The organism is Luteimonas colneyensis, from assembly GCF_014836665.1.
Classification (GTDB): Bacteria; Pseudomonadota; Gammaproteobacteria; order Xanthomonadales; family Xanthomonadaceae; genus Luteimonas; species Luteimonas colneyensis.
In genome coordinates this window covers 103422-123914 of the sequence record NZ_JACSQJ010000003.1, presented here as the reverse complement: position 1 = coordinate 123914, position 20493 = coordinate 103422, and the positions used below count along the sequence as shown (strand labels likewise).

General features: G+C 71.0%; 24 protein-coding genes. 16 read left to right on the top strand and 8 right to left on the bottom strand.

Translation table 11 applies throughout. The annotated features are described in order from the left end of the window. Nucleotides 1–4 precede the first annotated feature (4 nt). Nucleotides 5–490, top strand: coding sequence for a chemotaxis protein CheW (locus H9645_RS07535; RefSeq protein ID WP_191729087.1), 486 nt, complete (start codon nt 5–7; stop codon nt 488–490). A gap of 26 nt (nt 491–516) precedes the next feature. On the opposite strand, the gene H9645_RS07530 is transcribed toward H9645_RS07535, so the two are convergent. Further along, nucleotides 517–1254, bottom strand: coding sequence for a 16S rRNA (uracil(1498)-N(3))-methyltransferase (locus H9645_RS07530; RefSeq protein ID WP_191729086.1), 738 nt, complete (start codon nt 1252–1254; stop codon nt 517–519). Nucleotides 1255–1664: 410 nt separating this feature from the next. Continuing rightward, on the bottom strand, nt 1665–3071 hold the full coding sequence (gene bioA / locus H9645_RS07525) for an adenosylmethionine--8-amino-7-oxononanoate transaminase (protein ID WP_191729085.1): 1407 nt from the start codon (nt 3069–3071) through the stop codon (nt 1665–1667). A gap of 38 nt (nt 3072–3109) precedes the next feature. Here bioA and nudE point away from each other — a divergent pair, with 38 nt between their 5' ends. From nudE to H9645_RS07475, 10 genes are all read left to right on the top strand, one after another. Further along, nucleotides 3110–3661, top strand: coding sequence for an ADP compounds hydrolase NudE (gene nudE, locus H9645_RS07520; protein ID WP_191729084.1), 552 nt, complete (start codon nt 3110–3112; stop codon nt 3659–3661). Continuing rightward, complete coding sequence (cysQ, locus tag H9645_RS07515) at nt 3651–4445, top strand: 3'(2'),5'-bisphosphate nucleotidase CysQ (protein ID WP_191729083.1); 795 nt, start codon at nt 3651–3653, stop codon at nt 4443–4445. The genes nudE and cysQ overlap by 11 nt, the downstream gene beginning before the upstream one ends. Before the next feature lie 239 nt (nt 4446–4684). Then, the gene (gene mazG / locus H9645_RS07510; RefSeq protein ID WP_425490219.1) at nt 4685–5509 is read left to right on the top strand and encodes a nucleoside triphosphate pyrophosphohydrolase; all 825 of its coding nucleotides are present in this window, start codon (nt 4685–4687) and stop codon (nt 5507–5509) included. Between the two features lie 36 nt (nt 5510–5545). After that, nucleotides 5546–5848: an Mpo1-like protein gene (locus H9645_RS07505; protein WP_191729082.1), complete on the top strand. Its 303-nt coding sequence runs from the start codon at nt 5546–5548 to the stop codon at nt 5846–5848. Nucleotides 5849–5918: 70 nt separating this feature from the next. Then, nucleotides 5919–6632 (top strand): response regulator transcription factor, encoded by a 714-nt coding sequence (locus H9645_RS07500; RefSeq protein ID WP_189498789.1) that lies wholly within the window; start codon nt 5919–5921, stop codon nt 6630–6632. A gap of 17 nt (nt 6633–6649) precedes the next feature. Beyond that, nucleotides 6650–7948 carry a sensor histidine kinase gene (locus H9645_RS07495; RefSeq protein WP_191729081.1) on the top strand — a complete coding sequence of 433 codons (1299 nt, stop codon included), beginning with the start codon at nt 6650–6652 and terminating at the stop codon, nt 7946–7948. A 61-nt stretch (nt 7949–8009) separates the two neighbouring features. After that, nucleotides 8010–9506 carry an efflux RND transporter periplasmic adaptor subunit gene (locus tag H9645_RS07490; protein ID WP_191729080.1) on the top strand — a complete coding sequence of 499 codons (1497 nt, stop codon included), beginning with the start codon at nt 8010–8012 and terminating at the stop codon, nt 9504–9506. Beyond that, a complete protein-coding gene (locus H9645_RS07485) occupies nt 9503–10207 on the top strand; it encodes an ABC transporter ATP-binding protein (RefSeq protein ID WP_191729079.1) in 705 nt (234 codons plus the stop codon). Before H9645_RS07490 ends, H9645_RS07485 begins: the two co-directional genes overlap by 4 nt. Beyond that, the gene (locus tag H9645_RS07480) at nt 10204–11439 is read left to right on the top strand and encodes an ABC transporter permease (RefSeq protein WP_191729078.1); all 1236 of its coding nucleotides are present in this window, start codon (nt 10204–10206) and stop codon (nt 11437–11439) included. The genes H9645_RS07485 and H9645_RS07480 overlap by 4 nt, the downstream gene beginning before the upstream one ends. 108 nt (nt 11440–11547) lie before the next feature. Then, complete coding sequence (locus tag H9645_RS07475; protein WP_191729077.1) at nt 11548–12207, top strand: LysM peptidoglycan-binding domain-containing protein; 660 nt, start codon at nt 11548–11550, stop codon at nt 12205–12207. 60 nt (nt 12208–12267) lie between these two features. Here H9645_RS07475 and H9645_RS07470 read toward each other — a convergent pair whose 3' ends face one another. Then, nucleotides 12268–12798: a hypothetical protein gene (locus tag H9645_RS07470; protein WP_191729076.1), complete on the bottom strand. Its 531-nt coding sequence runs from the start codon at nt 12796–12798 to the stop codon at nt 12268–12270. Nucleotides 12799–12957: 159 nt separating this feature from the next. Continuing rightward, a complete protein-coding gene (locus H9645_RS07465) occupies nt 12958–13725 on the bottom strand; it encodes an SGNH/GDSL hydrolase family protein (protein ID WP_191729075.1) in 768 nt (255 codons plus the stop codon). Nucleotides 13726–13977: 252 nt separating this feature from the next. Here H9645_RS07465 and H9645_RS07460 point away from each other — a divergent pair, with 252 nt between their 5' ends. From H9645_RS07460 to H9645_RS07440, 5 genes are all read left to right on the top strand, one after another. Next, complete coding sequence (locus H9645_RS07460; RefSeq protein ID WP_191729074.1) at nt 13978–14358, top strand: diacylglycerol kinase; 381 nt, start codon at nt 13978–13980, stop codon at nt 14356–14358. Between the two features lie 46 nt (nt 14359–14404). Next, nucleotides 14405–15142: a TerC family protein gene (locus tag H9645_RS07455; protein WP_191729073.1), complete on the top strand. Its 738-nt coding sequence runs from the start codon at nt 14405–14407 to the stop codon at nt 15140–15142. A 10-nt stretch (nt 15143–15152) separates the two neighbouring features. After that, the gene (gene lgt, locus H9645_RS07450; RefSeq protein WP_191729072.1) at nt 15153–16043 is read left to right on the top strand and encodes a prolipoprotein diacylglyceryl transferase; all 891 of its coding nucleotides are present in this window, start codon (nt 15153–15155) and stop codon (nt 16041–16043) included. 8 nt (nt 16044–16051) lie between these two features. Further along, nucleotides 16052–16846 carry a thymidylate synthase gene (locus H9645_RS07445; RefSeq protein ID WP_191729071.1) on the top strand — a complete coding sequence of 265 codons (795 nt, stop codon included), beginning with the start codon at nt 16052–16054 and terminating at the stop codon, nt 16844–16846. Between the two features lie 94 nt (nt 16847–16940). Further along, nucleotides 16941–17390: a dihydrofolate reductase gene (locus tag H9645_RS07440; protein WP_225218110.1), complete on the top strand. Its 450-nt coding sequence runs from the start codon at nt 16941–16943 to the stop codon at nt 17388–17390. 27 nt (nt 17391–17417) lie between these two features. Here H9645_RS07440 and H9645_RS07435 read toward each other — a convergent pair whose 3' ends face one another. The 4 genes from H9645_RS07435 to pdxA are packed head-to-tail and all read right to left on the bottom strand — an operon-like array spanning nt 17418 to nt 20492. Then, nucleotides 17418–18275, bottom strand: coding sequence for a symmetrical bis(5'-nucleosyl)-tetraphosphatase (locus H9645_RS07435; protein ID WP_191729070.1), 858 nt, complete (start codon nt 18273–18275; stop codon nt 17418–17420). A 1-nt stretch (nt 18276) separates the two neighbouring features. After that, nucleotides 18277–18660, bottom strand: coding sequence for a Co2+/Mg2+ efflux protein ApaG (gene apaG / locus H9645_RS07430; RefSeq protein WP_191729069.1), 384 nt, complete (start codon nt 18658–18660; stop codon nt 18277–18279). A 36-nt stretch (nt 18661–18696) separates the two neighbouring features. Further along, the gene (rsmA, locus tag H9645_RS07425; protein WP_191729068.1) at nt 18697–19506 is read right to left on the bottom strand and encodes a 16S rRNA (adenine(1518)-N(6)/adenine(1519)-N(6))-dimethyltransferase RsmA; all 810 of its coding nucleotides are present in this window, start codon (nt 19504–19506) and stop codon (nt 18697–18699) included. Then, entirely contained in the window at nt 19503–20492 is a 990-nt protein-coding gene (gene pdxA / locus H9645_RS07420) for a 4-hydroxythreonine-4-phosphate dehydrogenase PdxA (RefSeq protein WP_191729067.1), read from the bottom strand. The genes rsmA and pdxA overlap by 4 nt, the downstream gene beginning before the upstream one ends. Between the last annotated feature and the right edge of the window lies 1 nt (nt 20493).

Sequence of the window (20493 nt, the reverse complement as noted above, 5' to 3'; positions counted from 1 at the left end):
CGACATGAACTCCACTGCCATCCAGGACATCCGCGGCGTGCTTATCCAGGTCGAGGGCGCGCGCCTGCTGCTGCCCAACGCCACGATCGCCGAGGTGCTGTCCTACGCCGATCCCGAGCCGGTGGCCGACGCCCCGCACTGGCTGCTGGGCCGCATCCGCTGGCGTGGCTGGCAGCTGCCGCTGGCCTCGTTCTCGCGCCTGGCGGGCATCGCCGACGAAGCCGGCGGCCTGGGCAGCAAGGTGGTGGTGCTCAAGGCCCTCGGCGGCGACGCGCGCCTGCCCTACGTGGCGCTGCTGACCAAGGGCTTCCCGCGACTGGTCACCGTGTCGCGCGATGCCCTGGTGGCGAACGCCGGCGAGGGTGATGGCGAAGGCGCGGAAGCGCTGCCGCCGTGCGTGCTCATGAACGTGCTGCTCAACGACGAACCGGCGCTGCTGCCCGACGTCGATGCCATCGAGGGTGCGATCCGCGGAGCCCTGGCGGCCTGAGCGCGACGGCGCGCGCGGTCCGCGCGTCAGGCGAGATCGCCGAATGCCGCCTGCAGCGCGCTGATCGCCGCGATGCCCGCGGTCTCGGTGCGCAGGATGCGCGGCCCCAGCCGCAGCCCCTCGAAGCCCGCCGCGGACAGCACGGTCCGGTCGCGCGGCGACCAGCCGCCTTCGGGCCCGATCGCGACCACGATGCTGCGCCCGCGCGGATCGGCCAGTCCACGGATCGCGGCATCGGCGGTCGGATCCAGCGTCAGCTTCAGTGCCCCGGCGGGGAGCCCGGCCAGCGCCTCGGCCAGCGGCACCGGTGCCGCCACCGGAGGCACCTTGGCGCGTCCGCTCTGGCCGCAGGCCGACGCCACCACGCCCTGCCAGTGCGCCAGCCGCTTTTCCCCGCGGGCGGCATCGAGCCGCACCTCGCTGCGCTCGCTGTTCACGGGGACGAAGCCGGCCACGCCCAGCTCGGTCGCCTTCTGCAGGATCCAGTCCATCTTCTCGCCGCGGGCCACGCCCTGCAGCAGCACGATGCGCAGCGCCGACTCGTTGTCGACTTCGCGTGCCGCCAGCACCTCGACCTCGCCGCCGCGCTTGCCGGCGGTCGCGATCCTGCAGTCGTAGTCGAAGCCGTCGCCGTTGAACAGCACGCAGGCGTCGCCGACCCCCAGCCGCAGCACCCGCAGCAGGTGCGCCGCGGCGGTGTCGGGCAGCGTCACGCTCGCCCCGACGGTCAGGGGCTGGTCTACGTACTCACGGCTCTGGCGCATGGGGGGTCCTTTTTTCTGCCACGGATTTACACGGATCAGCGCGGATTTACACGGATAGGGCAAAAGCCCTTGTTATTGGTTTTGTCGTTGCAGGAGCAGCGGCAGCTTGGACCAGGCACGGGCAACAGCCAGGAACTTTTTTTGCCACGGATGACGCGGATGACCGGATCTGGGCGAGGCCAGTGCAGAGGCCGCGCTCCGAGCCGGCTTTTTATCCGGAATGGGGCTCCCGCCAAGAATCTTGCCTCGGCCAGATCCGCGTCATCCGCGTCATCCGTGGCCAAAGCGCTTTTCCCTGATATGCCCTGTGGCAGCTATAGCTGCTCCTGCAAAGACAAAACAACAAAAAGCAAAGGCAAAGGCTTTCGCCCTATCCGTGTAAATCCGCGCTGATCCGTGCAAATCCGTGGCTAATCCTTTCGTACTGCCCCGACAATGGCCGCCCGGGTGGTTTCGGCCATGAGTGCGAGCTGGGCGTCGTCGATGCAGTAGGGCGGCATCCAGTAGAGCGTGTCGCCCAGCGGCCGCAGCAGGACGCCGTGGTCCAGGGCCTTGCGGTAGGCATGCAGTCCGACGCGTTCGGCAGGGTCGAAGGGCGTGTCGCGGTTGCCGTCGCGGGTGAGTTCGAAGGCGACCACCATGCCGGCCTGGCGCACCTCGGCCACGTGCGGCAGGTCGGCGAGCGTCGCCGCGGCGTCGGCCATCTTCGCGGCGGTCACGCGGTTGCGGGCGATGAGCTCGTCGGATTCGAAGATGTCGAGCGAGGCCAGTGCCGCCGCGCAGGCCAGGGGGTTGCCGGTGTAGCTGTGCGAGTGCAGGAAGGCGCGCTCGCGCGAGTCGTCGAGGAAGCCGTCGTAGATCGATTGCGTCGCCAGCACGGCGGCCAGCGGCAGGAAGCCGCCGGTGAGGCCCTTGGAGACGCACATCAGGTCGGGCATCACGCCGGCCTGTTCGAAGGCGAACATGGTGCCGGTGCGGCCGAAGCCGGTTGCGATCTCGTCGGCGATGAGGAACACGCCGTGCACGTCGCAGAGCTCGCGCGCGCGCTTCAGGTACACCGGGTGGTGCATGCGCATGCCGCCGGCGCACTGCAGGCGCGGCTCGAGGATCAGCGCGCAGATCTCGCCGGGATGCTCGTCGAGCAGCCGGGCAAGCGCGTCGGCGGCCTCTTCCGCGCAGTCCTCGGCCGACTGCCCCGGGCGCGCGTTCCAGGCGTCGGGCGAGGGCGCGAACATCGCCTCCATCAGCAGCGGCGCGTAGATGCGGCGGTACAGCGGGATGTCGCCCACCGACAGCGCGCCGATGGTCTCGCCGTGGTACCCGTTCTGCAGCGCGACGAACTTCGTGCGCCGCGGCTCGTCGCCGCGGTTGCGGAACCAGTGGAAGGCCATCTTCAGCGCGACCTCGACGCCGGCCGAGCCGTTGTCGGCGTAGAAGACCTTGGCCAGCGGCGGCCGGTCGGCCTGCCGCGGCGCGATCGCGAGCAGGCGCTCGGCCAGCTCGATCGCACCTTCATGCGTGGCGCCGGCAAGGATGACGTGCTCGAGCCTGCGCGCCTGGCGCGCGATCGCTTCGGCAATGCGCGGCTCGGCGTGGCCGTGGATGTTGGTCCACCAGCTGCTGACCGCGTCCAGCGTGCGCCGGCCGTCGTGGCCGACCAGCCAGGCGCCGTCGCCGTGGGACACGGTAAGCAGCGGCAGGGTGCCGGGGTGTTCGCGCATCTGCGTGCAGGGATGCCAGAGCACGGCGAGGTCGCGGGATCGCCAGGCGTCGCCCTCGGCTAGAATGGCGGGATCGTGGGAAGACTTGTCGGACATCGCCGCATTATCGCCGCTGGCGCCACCGGGGTGCGTCCGTGAGCCGCCGCCTGCCGGTCATCCACGGCGTCAGCGAGTCGGACGCCGGTCCCTACCGCCTCGAGCGCCTGGACCTCGAATTCTCCAACGGCGAACGGCGCCGCTACGAGCGCCTGCACGGCCGCGGCCACGGCGCGGTCGTGGTGGTGCCGCTGCTCGACGAGGGCACCGTGCTGCTGGTGCGCGAGTACGCCGCCGGCGTGCACCGCTACGAGCTGGGCCTGGTCAAGGGCCGCATCGACGCCGGCGAGACCCCGCTGCAGGCGGCCGACCGCGAGCTGAAGGAAGAAGCGGGCTACGGCGCGCGCCGGCTCGAGGTATTGCGCGCGCTCACCCTCGCGCCGACCTACATGAGCCACTCCACCCATCTCGTGCTCGCGCGCGACCTCTATCCAGAGCGCCTGCCCGGCGACGAACCGGAGGAGCTGGAGGTGGTGCCGTGGAAGCTCGACCGCCTGCACGAACTGATCCTGCGCGAGGACTTCTCGGAGGGCCGCTCGATCGCCGCGCTGTTCATCGCCCGCGACTGGCTGCAGCACCATGCTGGATGAGTCCCTGCGCGAAGGCGTGATCGCCATCGCCGGCGACGCCGGCGTCGCGATCATGGCGGTGCACGACGGCGACGACCTCGCCGTGCGCGCCAAGGCCGATGCCAGCCCGGTCACCGCGGCCGACCTCGCCGCGCACCGCTGCATCGTCGACGGCCTGGCGCGGCTGACGCCGGAGATCCCGGTACTGTCGGAAGAGTCCGCACACACGGTTCCGCTGGAGCAGCGGCGCAGCTGGAGGCGCTTCTGGCTGGTCGATCCGCTCGACGGCACCCGCGAGTTCCTGAAGCGCAACGGCGAGTTCACCGTCAACATCGCGCTCATCGAGGACGGCGTGCCGGTCTTCGGCGTGATCCAGTCACCGGTCAGCGGCGCCGTCTGGCACGGCGTGCCGGGGCAGGGCGCCTTCCGCCGCGACGGCGACGGCGAACGCCGCATCGCCACCCGCAGCCCGGCCACCGCGCCGCTGCGCGTCGCCGCGAGCCGCTCGCACCTCGACCCGCGCACCGCCGCCCTGCTGCAGCGCATCGGCGAGCACGACGCCATCGGCCTCGGCTCCTCGCTCAAGTTCTGCCTGCTGGCCGAAGGCGGCATGGACGCCTATCCGCGCATGGGCCCGACCAGCGAGTGGGACACCGCCGCCGGCCAGGCCATCCTCGAGGCCGCCGGCGGCTGCGTCCTCGACCTCCGCGGTCGCCCCTTCCGCTACAACCAGCGCGACACCCTGCTCAACGGCGACTTCATCGCGCTGGGCGATCCGGGGCTGCCGTGGCGAGAGTGGCTATAAGAGCGTTTGCCACGGATTTGCGCGGATTACGCCGATCTGGCCGAGGTCGTTGCCAACACCACGCTCTGCACTCGCTGTCTCCTCACATGGGCTTTCGGCAACAACCTTGCCTCGGCCAGATCCGCGCAAATCCGCGGTGAAAGAATGCTCTTGGCTTTTTCTGCTTTTCCTGCTCGATCCGTGTAAATCCGCGTCCATCCGCGTTCATCCGTGGCAAAAGCCTTTCCGGGAGTCCCGAAGTGTCCGAACAGCTGCACCGCTTGCTGGCGATCATGGCGAAGCTGCGGGATCCGCAGGGCGGGTGCCCGTGGGACCTTGCGCAGGACTTCTCGACGATCGCGCCGTACACGATCGAGGAGGCCTACGAAGTCGCCGACGCGATCGATCGCGGCGACATGGACGGCCTGCGCGACGAACTCGGTGACCTGCTGCTGCAGGTCGTGTTCCATGCGCAGATGGCGCGCGAGGCCGGGATGTTCGGCTTCGACGACGTGGCGCGCGCGATCGCGGACAAGATGGAGCGGCGGCATCCGCACGTGTTCGGTGACGCTTCGCACGGGGATGCCGACGCCGTGCGCGCGGGCTGGGAGGAGATCAAGCAGGCCGAGCGCGCGGCCGCGGGCGACGCCGACAGCTCGGCGCTGGCGGGAATCGCGCGCGGGCTGCCGGAGTGGCAGCGCGCGCTCAAGCTGCAGGCGCGCGCGGCGCGGGCCGGCTTCGACTGGCCAGGCCCCGAGCCTGTGATGGACAAGCTGGCGGAGGAACTCGAGGAAGTCCGCGTCGAGTTCGAGGCGCTGGCCGTCGCGCCGGACGACGCCGGCGCCCGCGCGCGGCTCGAGGACGAGCTCGGCGACCTGCTGTTCGTCGCCGCGAACCTGGCGCGGCACGCGAAGGTCGACGTCGGCGGGGCGCTGCGGCGGGCCAACCACAAGTTCGAACGCCGCTTCCGCGCGATGGAGGCCCTGGCGTCCGCCGAGGGCACGCCGCTGTCGGAGCGCACGCTCGATGCGCAGGAGGCGCTCTGGGCGCGGGTGAAGGACGCCGAGCGTAGCGGCGACGGCTGAGGCATCATCGGGCGGTCGGCCGCAACGGGAGGCGACATGGCCCGCTTCGCAAGCTTCCGCGAGTTCTATCCGTACTACCTCGGCGAACACCGCAACCGGACGTCGCGGCGCCTGCACTTCATCGGCAGCTGCGGAGCGCTCGCCTTCGCCGTCGTGGCGCTCGTCACCGGCAATGCGTGGTGGCTGCTGGCGGCGCTCGCCTGCGGCTATGCCCTGGCCTGGGTCGGCCATGTCTTCTTCGAGAAGAACCGCCCGGCGACCTTCCGCCATCCCCTGTATTCCTTCGCGGGCGACTGGGTGATGTTCCGCGACATCCTGGCCGGCCGGATCCGCTTCTGATCTTCACGCGCTCTGGACAGGCCGCGCGGCAGCCTTTCACAAAGCTGAAGACTGTCCTTGTGGAGGACTCATGCGCGGATCGCAGGAACCCGGTGGCCTTGTTCTGATCGTCGAGGACAACCGGAACATCTCGGAAATGGTGGGTGAATACCTCGAAAGCCGCGGCTTCGAGGTGGACTACGCGGCCGACGGCCTCGATGGCTACCGGCTGGCGAGCGAGAACAACTACGACGTGATCGTGCTCGACCTGATGCTGCCGCGGCTGGACGGCATCGAGGTCTGCAAGCGCCTGCGCGAGGAAGCGCGCAAGTCGACGCCGGTGCTGATGCTGACCGCCCGCGACACGCTGGACGAGAAGCTGACCGGTCTCGGCGCGGGCGCCGACGACTACCTGGTCAAGCCCTTCGCGGTGCAGGAGCTGGAGGCACGACTGCGCGCGCTGATCCGGCGCGAGCGCCGCCAGGTGGGCTCGGAAGTGCTCAAGGTCGCCGACCTGGTGCTCGATCCGGCCAGCCTGCGCGCGACGCGTTCGGGCACCGAGCTGCAGCTGTCGCCGATCGGGCTCAAGCTGCTGACGATCCTCATGCGGGAGTCACCGCGGGTGGTGAACCGGCAGGAGATCGAGCGCGAGATCTGGGGCAACAGCCTGCCGGACTCGGACACGCTGCGCAGCCATCTCTACAACCTGCGCAAGACCATCGACAAGCCTTTCGACAAGCCGCTGCTGCATACCGTCCAGAGCGCCGGCTACCGGATCGCCGACATCGAGCAGCCGCCCGCCTGAGGGCAGCGGATCCGCTGATGCCCCAGGGACTACCGCGCAAGCTGCGGCGCGTGTTCGTGCTGCAGGCCGTGTTGGCGATCGTCGCGGTCGTCACGTGCATGTACGTGGCGACCGTGTTCGCCCGCGCCCGGATCGCGTCCGACTGGATGCAGGCCGAAGCGGACCGCTTCTGGCAGGAACTCGCGCGGGACCCCGCCTATCCGCCGCCCTGGACACAGTCGGTGAACGGCTATTTCGTGCCCGAGGGCGCCGATGCGCTGGCGCTGGGGGTGCCCGCCACCTTCGTCAAGGCGGGACCCGGCCGCCACCTGCTGCGCGAACCCGGGCCGTCGCAGCGGCTGCTGGTCCAGGACGGTCCCGGCGGCCGGCTCTACCTGCGGGTGACCTTCCACCTGATGGACCGCGTGGGCAGCTGGTCGCTGGTGATCGCGGCCCTGGTGGCGATGGGGGCGATCGGCGCCGTCAGCTGGCTGAGCTACCGGATCGCGCGCCGGATGGTGCTTCCGGTGACCGCGATGGCGAGCGAGGTCGCGCGCTGGGATCCGCGCCAGCCTGACCTCGGTGCCATCGAACCGGGACAGCTCCCGGGCGAGGTCGGACGCGAGGTCCGGCTGCTGGGCGGTGCCATCCGTGGCCTGGCCGAGCGCAGCCAGTCGTTCATCCGCCGCGAGCGCGACTTCACCCGGGAGGCGAGCCACGAGCTGCGCACGCCGCTGACCGTGGTGCGCGTGGCGACCGACATGCTGCGCCGCGACCCCGAGCTGCCGCCGCGAATGCAGCGCTCGCTGGATCGCGTGCAGGTGGCCGCGCGCGACATGGAGGCGGTCGTCGATGCCCTGCTGATCCTGGCGCGGGAGGACGAACCGGTCGCGACCGAGGAATTCGAGGTGCTGGAAGTGGCCACGGAGGCGGTCCGCATCGGTACCGTGCTGCTCGACGAGCTCGGGCATTCTGCGGTCGTCGACCTGGCGCTGGTCGAGCGCGCCGCGCCGGTCCTGTCCGGGTCGCGGCGGGCGATGTCGGTGATCCTCGAGCAGCTGGTGCGCAACGCCTGCACCTTCACCGCTGCCGGCCGCATCGAAGTCGTGGTCGGCGACGACCGTGTCGAGGTCAACGATACCGGCGTCGGGATGGATCGCGACGTGCTGGAACGCGTCTTCGAACCGTTCTACCGCGCCGACCAGTACGTGGGCGGCCGGGGCCTCGGCCTCGCGGTGGTGCGCCGCCTCGCGGGACGCTTCAGCTGGACGATCTCGATCGACAGCACGCCGGGACAGGGCACCCGGGTCACCCTGAACTTTCCGCGCGCACGCTAGCGGTCAACCGGCGTGGCCGTGGTGCGTTAGGCTCCCCGACCCCATCCGGATCCCGCACAGCATGAGCCCACGTCCCAAGCGCACCGCCAGGCGTTCCCGCAAGCCGCTTGCCGCCATCGTCGCCGTGGCCCTGGCCGTGGCGGCGGGTGCCTGGTACCTCGTCCAGCGCGACGCCGGCGCCGATACCGGCACCTGGCGCACCGTCGAGGTCGAGCAGGGCGACATCCGCGTCGCGATCTCCGCCACCGGCACGCTGAGCGCGATCTCGACCGTGGTCGTGGGCAGCCAGATCTCGGGCCAGGTCACCGACGTGCTGGTCGACTTCAACGACAAGGTCGAACAGGGGCAGGTGATCGCGAAGATCGACCCCAGCAGCTACCAGGCGCAGATCGAACAGGGCTCGGCGCAGATCGCCAACGCCCGGGCCAGCCTGGCCCAGGCCCAAGCCAGCCTGAAGAACGCCGAGCTCGACTACCGCCGCAAGGCGGAGCTCGGCGACCGCCAGCTGGTCGCGCAGAGCGACATCGACCTGGCGCGCGCGGCGCTCGACCAGGCGCGCGCGCAGGTGGCCTCGGCGCAGGCCCAGATCGGCCAGCAGACGGCGGCCACGCAGACCACGCGCATCAACCTCGAGCGCACGGTGATCCGCTCGCCGGTGGACGGCGTGGTGCTCACGCGCACGATCGAGCCGGGCCAGACCGTGGCCGCGAGCCTGCAGGCGCCGGAACTGTTCACGATCGCGGAAGACCTGTCGAAGATGAAGATCGAGCTCGCCGTGGACGAGGCCGACATCGGCCAGGTCCAGGCCGGGCAACGGGTGAGCTTCACCGCCGACGCCTTCGCCGACCGCGAGTTCTCCGGCGTCGTGGAGCAGGTGCGGCTGGCCGCGACGAACACCAGCAACGTGGTCACCTATCCCGTCGTGGTCACCGTCGACAACAGCGACGGCACGCTGCTGCCGGGGCTGACGGTCAACGCCGAGATCGAGGTCAGCCGCCGCGACGGCGTGCTCAAGGTGTCCAACGCCGCGCTGCGCTACAAGCCCACCAGCGCCGAGGGTCCGGTGGCCATGGCCCCGGACCGGGGCGCGCGCGCCGGCGTCACCGACGACCTGCGCCGCGAAGCCGCCGCCTTGGAGCTGGCGCCGGCGCAACAGGCGGCCTTCGACGAGGCGATCGCCGCGATCCAGGCCCGGCAGGAAGCGCGCCGGGCGGCTCCCGCGGAGCAGAACGGCGGAGGTCCCGGCTTCGGCCCGCGCGGCGGCGGAGGTGCGCCGTCGGCGGCCATGTCCTCGCAGATCCGCCAGCGCATGCTGCAGCGCTATCGCGACGATTTCGCCGGCTTCCGCGCCAGCCTCGATGAAGGCCAGGCGCGGCGCTGGGACGCGGCGGTGGCCAGCCTGGTCGGGGCGACGCGGACGACGGTGTACCGCCTGTCTGCCGGCGGGCCCGAGCCGGTGGTGGTCCGCGTCGGCGCTTCCGACGGCACCATGACCGAGATCTCCGGCGGCGTGCAGGCCGGCGACGTGCTGGTGACCGGCGAGCGCGCGGCGCGATGACCTCCGCCGTCCCGATCATCGAAACGCGGACCCTTGGCAAGGTCTACTCGGCCGGCACCGAGGCCGAGGTCGTGGCGCTGAAGGACGTCGACCTGCGCATCGAGCGCGGCGCGTTCGTCGCGATCATGGGCCCGTCGGGCTCCGGCAAGTCGACGCTGATGAACCTCATCGGCTGCCTGGACACGCCCAGCACCGGCAGCTACCACTGCGACGGCGTCGACGTCTCCACGCTGGATGCGGAAGAGTTGGCGGCGCTGCGCCGGGAGAAGATCGGCTTCGTCTTCCAGGGCTTCCACCTGCTGCCGCGGATGAGCGCGCTCGACAACGTGGCCATGCCCCTGGCCTATGCCCGCGTGCCCCCTGAAGAGCGCGAGCGCATGGCCGCCGAGGTGCTGGAGGCAGTGGGGCTGGGCGGCCGCACCGGCCACCGGCCGAACGAACTCTCGGGTGGCCAGCAGCAGCGCGTGGCGATCGCTCGCGCGCTGGTGAACCGCCCGCCGCTGCTGCTGGCCGACGAGCCCACCGGCGCGCTGGATTCGAAGACCGGCGAGGAGATCCTGGCGCTGTTCAAGCGGCTGCGCGACGAGGGCCACACGGTGGTGCTCATCACCCATGATGCCGAGGTCGCCGCGCATGCCGACCGCACCTACGTCATCCGCGACGGCGAACTGCATCCGGAACACGCGGAGGCCGCGGCATGAAGTTCAGCGACGTCATCCGCACGGCCGTTCATGCCCTGCGCGGCAACTGGATGCGCAGCGTCCTCACCTCGCTGGGCGTGATCATCGGCATCGCCGCGGTGATCGTGATGGTTTCGGTGGGGCAGGGCACCCAGTCGGAGATCGACAAGATGGTCTCGGGCCTGGGCTCGCAGCGCCTGGACATCTCGCCGGGCTCGCGCCGCGGCCCGGGCGGCGTGCGCCAGAGCGCGTCGAGCTACTACACGCTCACCGAGGGCGACGTCGAGGCGATCCGCAGCGACATCCCGGAAGTGCAGTACGTCTCCGGCTCGCTCAACGGCAGCACCCAGGTGGTCTACGCCGAGAACAACTGGTCCAGCCGCTGGCAGGGCGTGCAGCCCGACTACTTCGACATCAACGCCTGGACCCTGGCCGAGGGCGAGGCCTTCGACGCCCAGGACTACGGCGGCGCGGCCAAGGAAGTGATCGTGGGCGAGACCGTGCGCCGCGAGCTGTTCGGCGATGAGCCCGCGATCGGCCAGACCGTGCGCCTGGGGCGCGTGCCCTTCGTGGTCGTGGGCGTGCTCGCGCCCAAGGGCCAGGGCGGCTGGGGCCAGGACCAGGACGACGTGGTGATGGTGCCGATGCAGACCGCGCGCCGCCGGCTGCTGGGCTCCATGGGCCTGCCGCCGGGCGCGGTGATGCAGATCGCGCTGACCGTCGCCGACGCGGACGACCTGGGCTACGTGCAGGGCGAGGTGGAATCGCTGCTGCGCCAGCGCCATCGTCTTGCCCCTGGCGCGGAGGACGACTTCAGCGTGCGCAACATCTCCGAGATCGTGGCCACGCGCACCGCGACCACGCGGCTGATGTCGCTGCTGCTGGGCGCGGTGGCGACGATCTCGCTGATCGTCGGCGGCATCGGGATCATGAACATCATGCTGGTGTCGGTGACCGAGCGCATCCGCGAGATCGGGCTGCGCATGGCCGTGGGGGCGGGCCCGTCGGACGTGCGCCGGCAGTTCCTGGCCGAGGCGATGCTGCTGTCGCTGGTCGGAGGCGCGCTCGGCATCGTGATCGGCGTCGCCGGTGCCCTGCTGGTCGGGCGCTTCGGCGACCTGCCGGTGGTACTGAACGGGCAGGTGGTGGCCATGGCCGCCGGCTTCTCCGTCGCCACCGGGCTGTTCTTCGGCTACTACCCGGCGCGCAAGGCGTCGATGCTCGATCCGATCGAGGCGCTGCGCTCGCAGTAGGCACTAGGGTCGCCCCCATCGGGGGCGGCCCCGGGTTGGCGGCCGCCGGCGCGGGCGGGAGACTCGTTGCATCGCGGCGGACGCCGCTCCCGCGGGACGCAGACACCGATGACCGCCATCCACAGCATCTCCTGGGGCGACACCCTGTCCCAGATCGCGCAGCGCTACGGCACTTCGGTCGACGCGCTGATGGACGCCAACTCGCAGATCAAGGACGCCGACCTGATCTACGCCGGCGATTCGCTCAAGATCCCGGGCGCGACCGGTTCCCAGGGCGGCGCGGGCGCCGGCGGCGGCCCGGGCGGCGCCACCGGCGTCGAAGGCGTAAAGGGGGGCGGTCCGGTCAGCGGCAACAACGCCGCGGCGATCGCGGAGCAGTTCATCGGCCGCAACGCCGGCGAGCTGAAGCACAGCGACGAGCTGCCGATGCAGAGCTGGGTGCCCAACAACGTGAACTGCGCCAACTTCGTGTCGGCGTGCCTGCAGAAGGCCGGCCTGATCGATGCCGGCCAGGCCAGCGCCTCGGTCGACCAGCTGGCGAACAACCTCAAGGGCGACGGCTGGCAGACGGTGTCGCTGGCCAACGCCAGCCCCGGCGACGTGGTGCTCATGCAGCGCGACGGGCAGTCGCACGTGGTGCTGTTCGCGGGCTTCGAGAACGGGCAGCCGAAGTTCATCGGCTCCAACAACGTCAACGCCGACGGCTCGCAGCGCATCAGCTGGGGCGGCGCGTCGGGCAACTACGAGATCATCACCCCGCCGCGCTGAGCCCATCCGCGCCGTGGTCCACAGTGAGCCGGGTCCCGTCCCGGCTCACTGCGTTCGGGGCTAGAAGCCGAACAGCGCGCGCGGCGCCGCATGCTCCTGCGGCCAGCCCAGCCAGGCCACGTCGCCCGGGCCGATGGCGAAGTCCACCACCACCCAGCGGCCGCGCGGGGTTTCCGCGGCGACGGCCGGGTCGGCGTCCTCCTGCTGCAGGCCGGCCTGGTCGCGGGCCGCCGCCTCGGCAGGCGCGGCCGGACCGGCTCCTGCCGCCGTGGATTCCGTGGCGGCATCGGACGCATCGCCTGCCGCGTCGCCCTCGCGACGCAGCAGCGCGACATAGACGCTCGACATCGCGCCCTGTTCCGCGGCATCGGCGAAGCGCGTGCCCGACATATCGAGGCGACCGCCCCCGGGGGAGCGCATGTCGCCGATCACGAAGGCCCAGTTGCCCAGGCGGTCCATGCGTTCGACCACGAGGTCGACGGTCCCGAACTCGGCGCGCAAAGGCGCCAGCGCGGCGTCGAGAACCGCGCCCTGGTCGGGGTCGCCGGCGACCAGCGCCTGCGGGCTGGCCTGTGCGAACGAAGGATTCATGGCGGCTCCGAGGGCGAGGGCGGTGAGCGTCCCGAGGATAACAGCGGCCTGGCGCATGCCCAGCCTCCTGATCCGGTTGTGCGACGCCTGCATCATCGCAGGCGCGGTCTTGGCAACGGGTGAAGCGGCAGGACGTGAAGCAGCCACGGACGCATCGCCTCATCGCAGCAGCGGCGCGATCGCATCCCGCCAGATGGCGTAGCCGCGCGCGTTCATGTGCAGGCGGTCGGCAATGAAGAGCTCGCTGCGCGGCTGGCCCGAGGCGTCGAGCATCGGCGTGGCGACATCGACGTAGCCCGTCCCGGGCTGGTCGCGCAGCCAGGCCTCGACCCTTGCGTTGGCCTCGCGCTGCAGCGGCCGCTGCGCGAAGCGCGCGGGACTGGGCTTGATCGAGACCCACAGGATGCGGGTGTCCGGCAGCGCCGTCCGCAACCGCGCGACCAGCAGGCGCGTGTCCGCCAGCACCTGCGCGGGCGTGCGCCCGGCGTCGATGTCGTTCTCGCCGGCGTAGAGCAGCACGACGCGTGGGCGGTAGCGGATGGCAACCGGGTCGGCGTGCCATGCCAGATCGCGCACCTGGGAGCCGCCGAACCCGCGGTTGAGCACCGGCGTCCCCGGGAAGTCCGCGCGCAGCGAATCCCACATCCGGAACGAGGAGCTGCCGGCGAAGACCACCGGTTCCGACGGCGGCGCGTGCGCCTCGTCCTCCGCCGCGAACCGTGCCATGTCCGCCTCCCAGTCCGGCGATGACACGGGATCCAGGCGTCCGGCGAGCGGCGCGGATGCCGCAGTCGACCCGGCGGCAGGCGCGGGCGTCGTGCCGCAGGCGCCGGCCAGCAGCGCCAGGACCACGCAGGCCAGGGCGGCCGCGGCGCCGGGGATCGAGATGCGCGTGTCTGTGGCGCGCGTGCGGCTGGGGCGATCCATGCGTGGACTCCGGGCAAGGCCTGCCACGAGTGGAGCAGCGCCGGTCCCCGGGCGCAACCCGGGGCGACCCGGTCCCGCACGCCGCCTTGTGGCAAAATTGCCCGCTTACTGGTCGGACGCGGCGGCTGATTCGCATGCAGTTCCCATCCCAGCGGTGCCCGCGCGGCAGCCGCATCCCCGCCGCCGGCGTTGCCGGCGCCCTGCCGGTCGCGCCGCCGCCCCGCAGCGGTTCGCGCTGAGCGGGGGACGACGATGGCCGACCAGACCGGACACCTGCCCCGCGGTCCCGCACGCATGTTCAAGGCGACCGTCTGGTCGCTGCAGGGCCTGCGTGCCGCTTGGCTGCACGAGTCGTCGTTCCGGCTCGAGGCCTACCTGTTCGTGGTCCTGGCCCCCCTGGGCTGGTGGCTGGGGCAGGACGGTGTCGAGCGCGCGCTGCTGGTGGGCAGCCTGATGCTGGTGCTGGCCATCGAACTGCTGAATTCCGCCATCGAAGCCGTGATCGGCCGCTACGGCGACGAGCACCACGAGCTTGCCGGACGTGCCAAGGACATGGGCTCGGCCGCCGTGTTCGTGCTGATGCTCAACGTGCTGATGGTGTGGGGCGCGATCCTGCTGCCACGCCTGCCATGACCGCCGTGTACGCCGCGGCCCCCGTTTCCCGAAGGACAAGCAAGCCATGATCGAACTCATCACCGACCCGCAGGTGTGGATCCTGCTGGTCACGCTGGCCACGATCGAGATCGTGCTCGGCATCGACAACCTCGTGTTCATCTCGATCGCGGTCAGCCGCCTGCCCGCCGAGCGCCGCGAGTTCGCGCGCAAGTTCGGCATCGCGGTGGCCTGCATCACCCGCCTGGGCCTGCTGCTGACGCTGGCCTGGCTGGCCGGGCTGACGTCCGACCTGTTCACGCTGTTCGGGCAGGGGATCTCGGTCCGCGACCTGGTGCTGATCCTCGGCGGCCTGTTCCTGATCGTGAAGGGCGCCATGGAGATCCGCTCGCTGGTGGCCGGCGAGCATGAGGACCTGGACGGCATGGGCAAGGCCGCGACCTCGTTCGCCATGGTCATCACCCAGATCGCCATCATCGACATCGTGTTCTCGCTCGACTCGGTGATCGCGGCGGTGGGCATGGCCGGCGACTACATCCCGGTGATGGTCGCGGCGATCCTGATCGCGGTCGGCGTGATGCTGCTGGCGGCCGAACCGCTGGGCCGCTTCATCGACAACAACCCCACGGTCAAGATGCTGGCGCTGGCCTTCATCGTGCTGATCGGCGTGTACCTGCTCACCGAGGGCTTCGACCTGCACATCCCGCGCGGTTACATCTACGGTTCGATGGCGTTCTCGGCCTTCGTCGAAGGCCTGAACCTGTGGGCCAAGCGCCGCGCCCTGAGGGGCGTGGCCAACGAGTGAGCGACGCGGCATGAGCCTCCTGCACCTGGTCGATCCGATCGCACTCCAGTCGCCCGCCTTCGAGCTGGCGGGCCGGACCTTCCAGCCCGGGGTGCACTGGTACGGGTTGATGTATGCGCTGGCCTTCCTCAGCGCCTGGCTGCTGGGACGGTCGCGGATCCGTGCCGGGCGCCTGCCCGGCGTCGACGAGGCCGGCTTCGGCGACCTGATGTTCTACGGCATGCTCGGCGTGGTACTGGGCGGGCGCATCGGCTACGTGCTGTTCTACTCGTTCGGTGATTTCCTCGCCAACCCGCTGATGCTGGTGAAGGTGTGGGAGGGCGGCATGAGCTTCCACGGCGGCCTGCTTGGCGTACTGGTGGCGAGCTGGCTGTGGTCGCGCCAGCGTCGGCTGCATTTCATGGACACGATGGATTTCGTGGCGCCGCTGGTGCCGCTGGGGCTGGGCTTCGGCCGCATCGGCAACTGGATCGGCGGCGAGCTCTGGGGCAAGCCCACCGACCTGCCCTGGGCCACAGTGTTCCGCAGCGCGCTGCCGCAGGACCTCGCCTACCTCGACGACGCCGCGCTGCGCGCGCTGCACCAGGCGGGGCAACTGGAGCCGTACGCGCGCCACCCCTCGCAGCTGTACCAGGCCTTCCTCGAGGGCGTGGCGATGTTCGCGCTGCTGTGGTGGTTCTCCACCCGGCCGCGCCCGCGCTACGCCGTGGCCGGCATGTTCGCACTGCTGTACGGCGCGTTCCGTTTCCTGGTGGAGTTCGTGCGCGAGCCCGACGCGCACATCGGCTACCTCGCCTTCGGCTGGCTGACCATGGGCCAGGTGCTGAGCACCCCGCTGGTGCTGCTCGGCCTGTACTGGCTGTGGCGTTCCCGTCGCAGCCCGACCCTGCAGCCCGGATAGGAACACGCATGCGCCAGTACCTCGACCTCCTCCGCCACGTCCTCGAGCACGGCGCCGAAAAGGCCGACCGCACCGGCACCGGCACGCGCAGCGTCTTCGGCTGGCAGATGCGCTTCGACCTGGCCGAAGGCTTCCCGCTGGTGACCACCAAGAAGCTGCATCTGCGCTCGATCATCCACGAACTGCTGTGGTTCCTGAAGGGCGAGACCAGCACCGCCTACCTGCGCGACCACAAGGTCACGATCTGGGACGAGTGGGCCGACGCCGACGGCGAACTGGGGCCCGTCTACGGCAAGCAGTGGCGGCGCTGGGCCGACGGCCGCGGCGGCGAAATCGACCAGATCCGCTGGGTCGTCGACGAGATCCGTCGCAATCCGGATTCGCGCCGCCTGGTGGTCAGCGCCTGGAACGTCGCCGACCTGCCGGCCATGGCGCTGCAGCCCTGCCACGCGCTGTTCCAGTTCTACGTCGTCGACGGCAAGCTGAGCTGCCAGCTCTACCAGCGCAGCGGCGACATCTTCCTCGGCGTACCGTTCAACATCGCCAGCTATGCGCTGCTGACCCACATGGTGGCGCAGGCGACCGGCCTGGGCGTGGGCGACTTCGTGCATACGCTGGGCGACGCGCACCTGTACTCCAACCATTTCGGGCAGGCCCGCGAGCAGCTGGCGCGGGAGCCGCGGCCGCTGCCGAAGCTGGCGCTGAACCCGGCGATCCGCGACGTCTTCGACTTCAGCTACGAGGACATCGCGATCGAGGGCTACGATCCGGCGCCGGCGATCAAGGCGCCGGTGGCGGTCTGAGGCAGGGCGCGTGACGGGACAGGGCGGCGGGGTACCCGCCATCGTCCTCGTGGCCGCCCTCGACCGCAGGCGGGCCATCGGCCGCGGCAATGCGATGCCCTGGCACCTTCCGGACGACTTCCGCCACTTCAAGGCGCTGACGCTCGGCAAGCCGGTGCTGATGGGCCGGAAGACCGCCGAATCGCTGGGGCGTGCGCTGCCCGGGCGCCGCAACCTGGTGCTGACGCGCGGTGGCCGGGTGCCGTTCCCGGGCATGGATGCCGTGGCTTCGCTGGACGAGGCCCTTTCCATGGCCGTCGTGGACGGGGCCGCGCAGCTCTGCGTCATTGGCGGCGGCGAGGTCTACGCGCTGGCGCTGCCGCAGGCTTCGATGCTGCACCTGACCCATGTTGACACCGTGGTCGAGGATGCCGACGCCTTCTTCCCGGAGGTCGACCGGGCGGCCTGGCGCGAAGTCCGCCGCGAGCACCATCCGGCCGACGCGCGGCATGCCTTCGCCTTCGACTTCGTGGACTCCGCCCGCATCGGTGCGGGAACGTCCTGAGCCACCCGGACCGGGGCGGAGGCGTCCTCAGCCCTGGCGGGAACGCGGCTGCGGGGGCGTGGCCGGCACGTCGCGCCCCGGCACCTGCACCACGTGCAGCTCTTCGCTGTCGATCCGCAGCGCGGTCAGCGTGCCGCCCCAGACCGCGCCGGTGTCCAGCGCATGCACGCCGTGGCCGATGAACAGCCCCAGCGAGGACCAGTGGCCGCAGGCCAGCTTCAGCCCCCGCTCGACCCGGCCCGGCACCGCGTACCAGGGATACAGCCCCGGCTGCTGCGTGCCCGGCGCGCCCTTCTCCTCGAAGGCGATCCGCCCGCGCGGGCTGCAGTAGCGCATGCGGGTGAAGATGTTGATGATCGCGCGCAGGCGGTCGGTGCCGCGCAGGCCCGGCGACCAGGTCGGGCGATCGCCGTACATGTTGCGCAACAGGTTCTGGCGGTTCTTCCCACGCAGCGCCTGCTGGACTTCGGCGGCCATGGCCAAGGCGTCGTCCGCGGTCCACTTCGGCGCCAGGCCCGCGTGCACCATCATCCAGCCCAGCTCGCGGTCGGCGTGGACCAGGGGCTGCGAGCGCAGCCAGTCGAGCAGTTCGTCGCGGTCGGGCGCGAACAGCACCTGCTGCAGGTCGGGGTTGACCTTGCGCTGGTCGGCTTCGCGGCGCTCGGAAATCGCGAGCAGGGACAGGTCGTGGTTGCCGAGCACGGTGATCGCACTCTCGCGCAGCGAATGCACCAGGCGCAGCGTCTCCAGCGACTCGCCGCCGCGGTTGACCAGGTCGCCGCAGAACCACAGCTTGTCGCGCGCGGGGTCGAACGCGATGCGCTCGAGCAGCCGCCGGGTAGGCCCCAGGCAGCCCTGGAGGTCTCCGATCGCCCAGATCGCCATGTCAGTGCAGGGTGCGCGGGACGGCGAGGGTGAACGGCGGGATCGGTGCGTCGAAGCGGGTGCCGTCGTCGCCCACCATGCCGTAGCTGCCTTCCATCGTGCCGACCGCGGTCTCGAGGACCGCGCCGGAGGTGTAGGTGAACTGGTCGCCGGGCTCGATGCGCGGCTGCTCGCCGACCACGCCTTCGCCGCGCACTTCCTCGACGTTGCCGTTGCCGTCGGTGATCACCCAGTGCCGGTCCAGCAGCTGCGCCGCGCGCTGTCCGAGGTTGCGGATGCGGATGGTGTAGGCGAAGACGTAGCGGTCGTCTTCGGGCGCCGATTCCTCGGGCAGGAATCGCGTCGCGATCTGGATCTCCAGGGTGTAGTCGGGGGTGTCGTCCATGGCGACGAGTGTAAGCGCTGCGCGTGAATACCGGGACTAGGTGCGCGCGAGGGAATTCGCGAGGCGGATGAACTCCGCGACCTCGAGCTGCTCGGCACGACGCGTCGGGTCGATGCCGGCGGCGATGATCGCCTCGGCGTCGCACAGCGGCTGCAGTGCATTGCGCAGGGTCTTGCGGCGCTGGCCGAAGGCCGCGCGCACGACGGCGGCGAAGCGCGCCGGGTCGTCGATGCCGACTTCGGCGGGGTCGCGCGGGACCAGCCGCACCACTGCGGAATCGACCTTCGGCGGAGGCCTGAATGCGCCGGGCCCGACGTCGAACAGTGCGGTGACCCGGCACCAGGCCTGCAGCATCACGCTCAGGCGCCCGTAGACCTTGCTGCCGGGCGCGGCGGCCATGCGGTCGACCACCTCCTTCTGGAGCATGAAGTGCATGTCGCGTACCACGGCGGCGTGCTCGAGCGCGTGGAACAGGATCGGCGAGGACAGGTTGTAGGGCAGGTTGCCGACCAGGCGCAGCCGCGTGCCCTCGGCCAGCGCGGTGAAGTCGACATCGAGCACGTTGGCGTGGATCAGCGTCAGCTCGCCGTGGTCGCGCGCGCGCACCGTGAGCGGCGCCAGCAGGTCGCGGTCGAACTCGATCGCGGTGAGGCTGCCGTGGCGGTCGAGCAGCGGGAAGGTCATCGCGCCCTGGCCGGGGCCGATCTCGACGATGTGGTCGCCGGGCTTCGGGTCCACGGCGAGGACGATGCGGTCGACGACGCCGCGCTCGTGCAGGAAGTGCTGGCCGAGCGCCTTCTTGGCGGGCTCGCGGAAGCGGCCGTCGTGGCCGTCGTGCTGGGTCATGGCGTGGGGTTCCGTGCGGCGCGCGTGGCGGCCAGGCGGGTGCAGGCGTCGATGGCGGCGAACAGGCTGGACGGATCGGCCCGGCCGGTGCCGGCGAGGTCGAAGGCCGTGCCGTGGTCGACCGCGACCCGCGGCCAGGGCAGGCCGAGGCTGATGTTGACCGCCTGTTCGAAGCCGGCGTGCTTGAGCACCGGCAGGCCCTGGTCGTGGTACATGGCCAGTATCGCGTCGAAGCGCGCGAGCTTCGATGGCAGGAAGGCGGTGTCGGCGGGCAGCGGACCTTCCAGGCGCAGGCCCTCGCCGCGCAGGCGTTCGAGCAGCGGGATGAGGGTGTCGAGCTCCTCGCGCCCGAGATGGCCGTCCTCGCCGGCGTGCGGGTTCAGGCCGAGGACCGCGATGCGGGGCTCCCCGATCCCGAAGTCGTCGCGCAGGGCGGCGTGCAGGATGCGCAGGCTGCGCTCCAGCAGCGCCGGCGTCAGCGCGTCGGCGACCTCGCGCAGCGGAATGTGCACCGTGGCCAGCGCCACGCGCATCGCGGGGTTGGCCAGCATCATCACCACCTCGCGGCCCGCGTGCGTGGCGAGCAGGCCGGTGGTGCCGGTATAGGCGATGCCGCCGTCGTTGATCGCGGCCTTGTGCACTGGGCCGGTGACCATGCCCTGGCACCGGCCCGCACTGCAGGCGTCGGCGGCGGCGAGCAGGGCGGCGATGGTCGAAGCGGCGTTGGCGGGGTGCGGGCGGCCGGGTTCGGCGGTGGCCGCGCCGGGCAGGTGGTGCAGCGCGAAGCGGCCACCGGGGGCGGAAAGGGTGTCCGGGGATGGCCGCTCCAGCGGAAGTCCGATCCGGCACGCGGCGGAGAGCAGCACGTCCGCGTCGCCGAAGACCTCGAGGTCCGCGGCCCAGGGGCGCTGCAGTGCGCGGACGCACAACTCCGGCCCGACGCCGGCCGGTTCACCCGGGACCAGCGCGAGCCGGGGGCGCTTCACC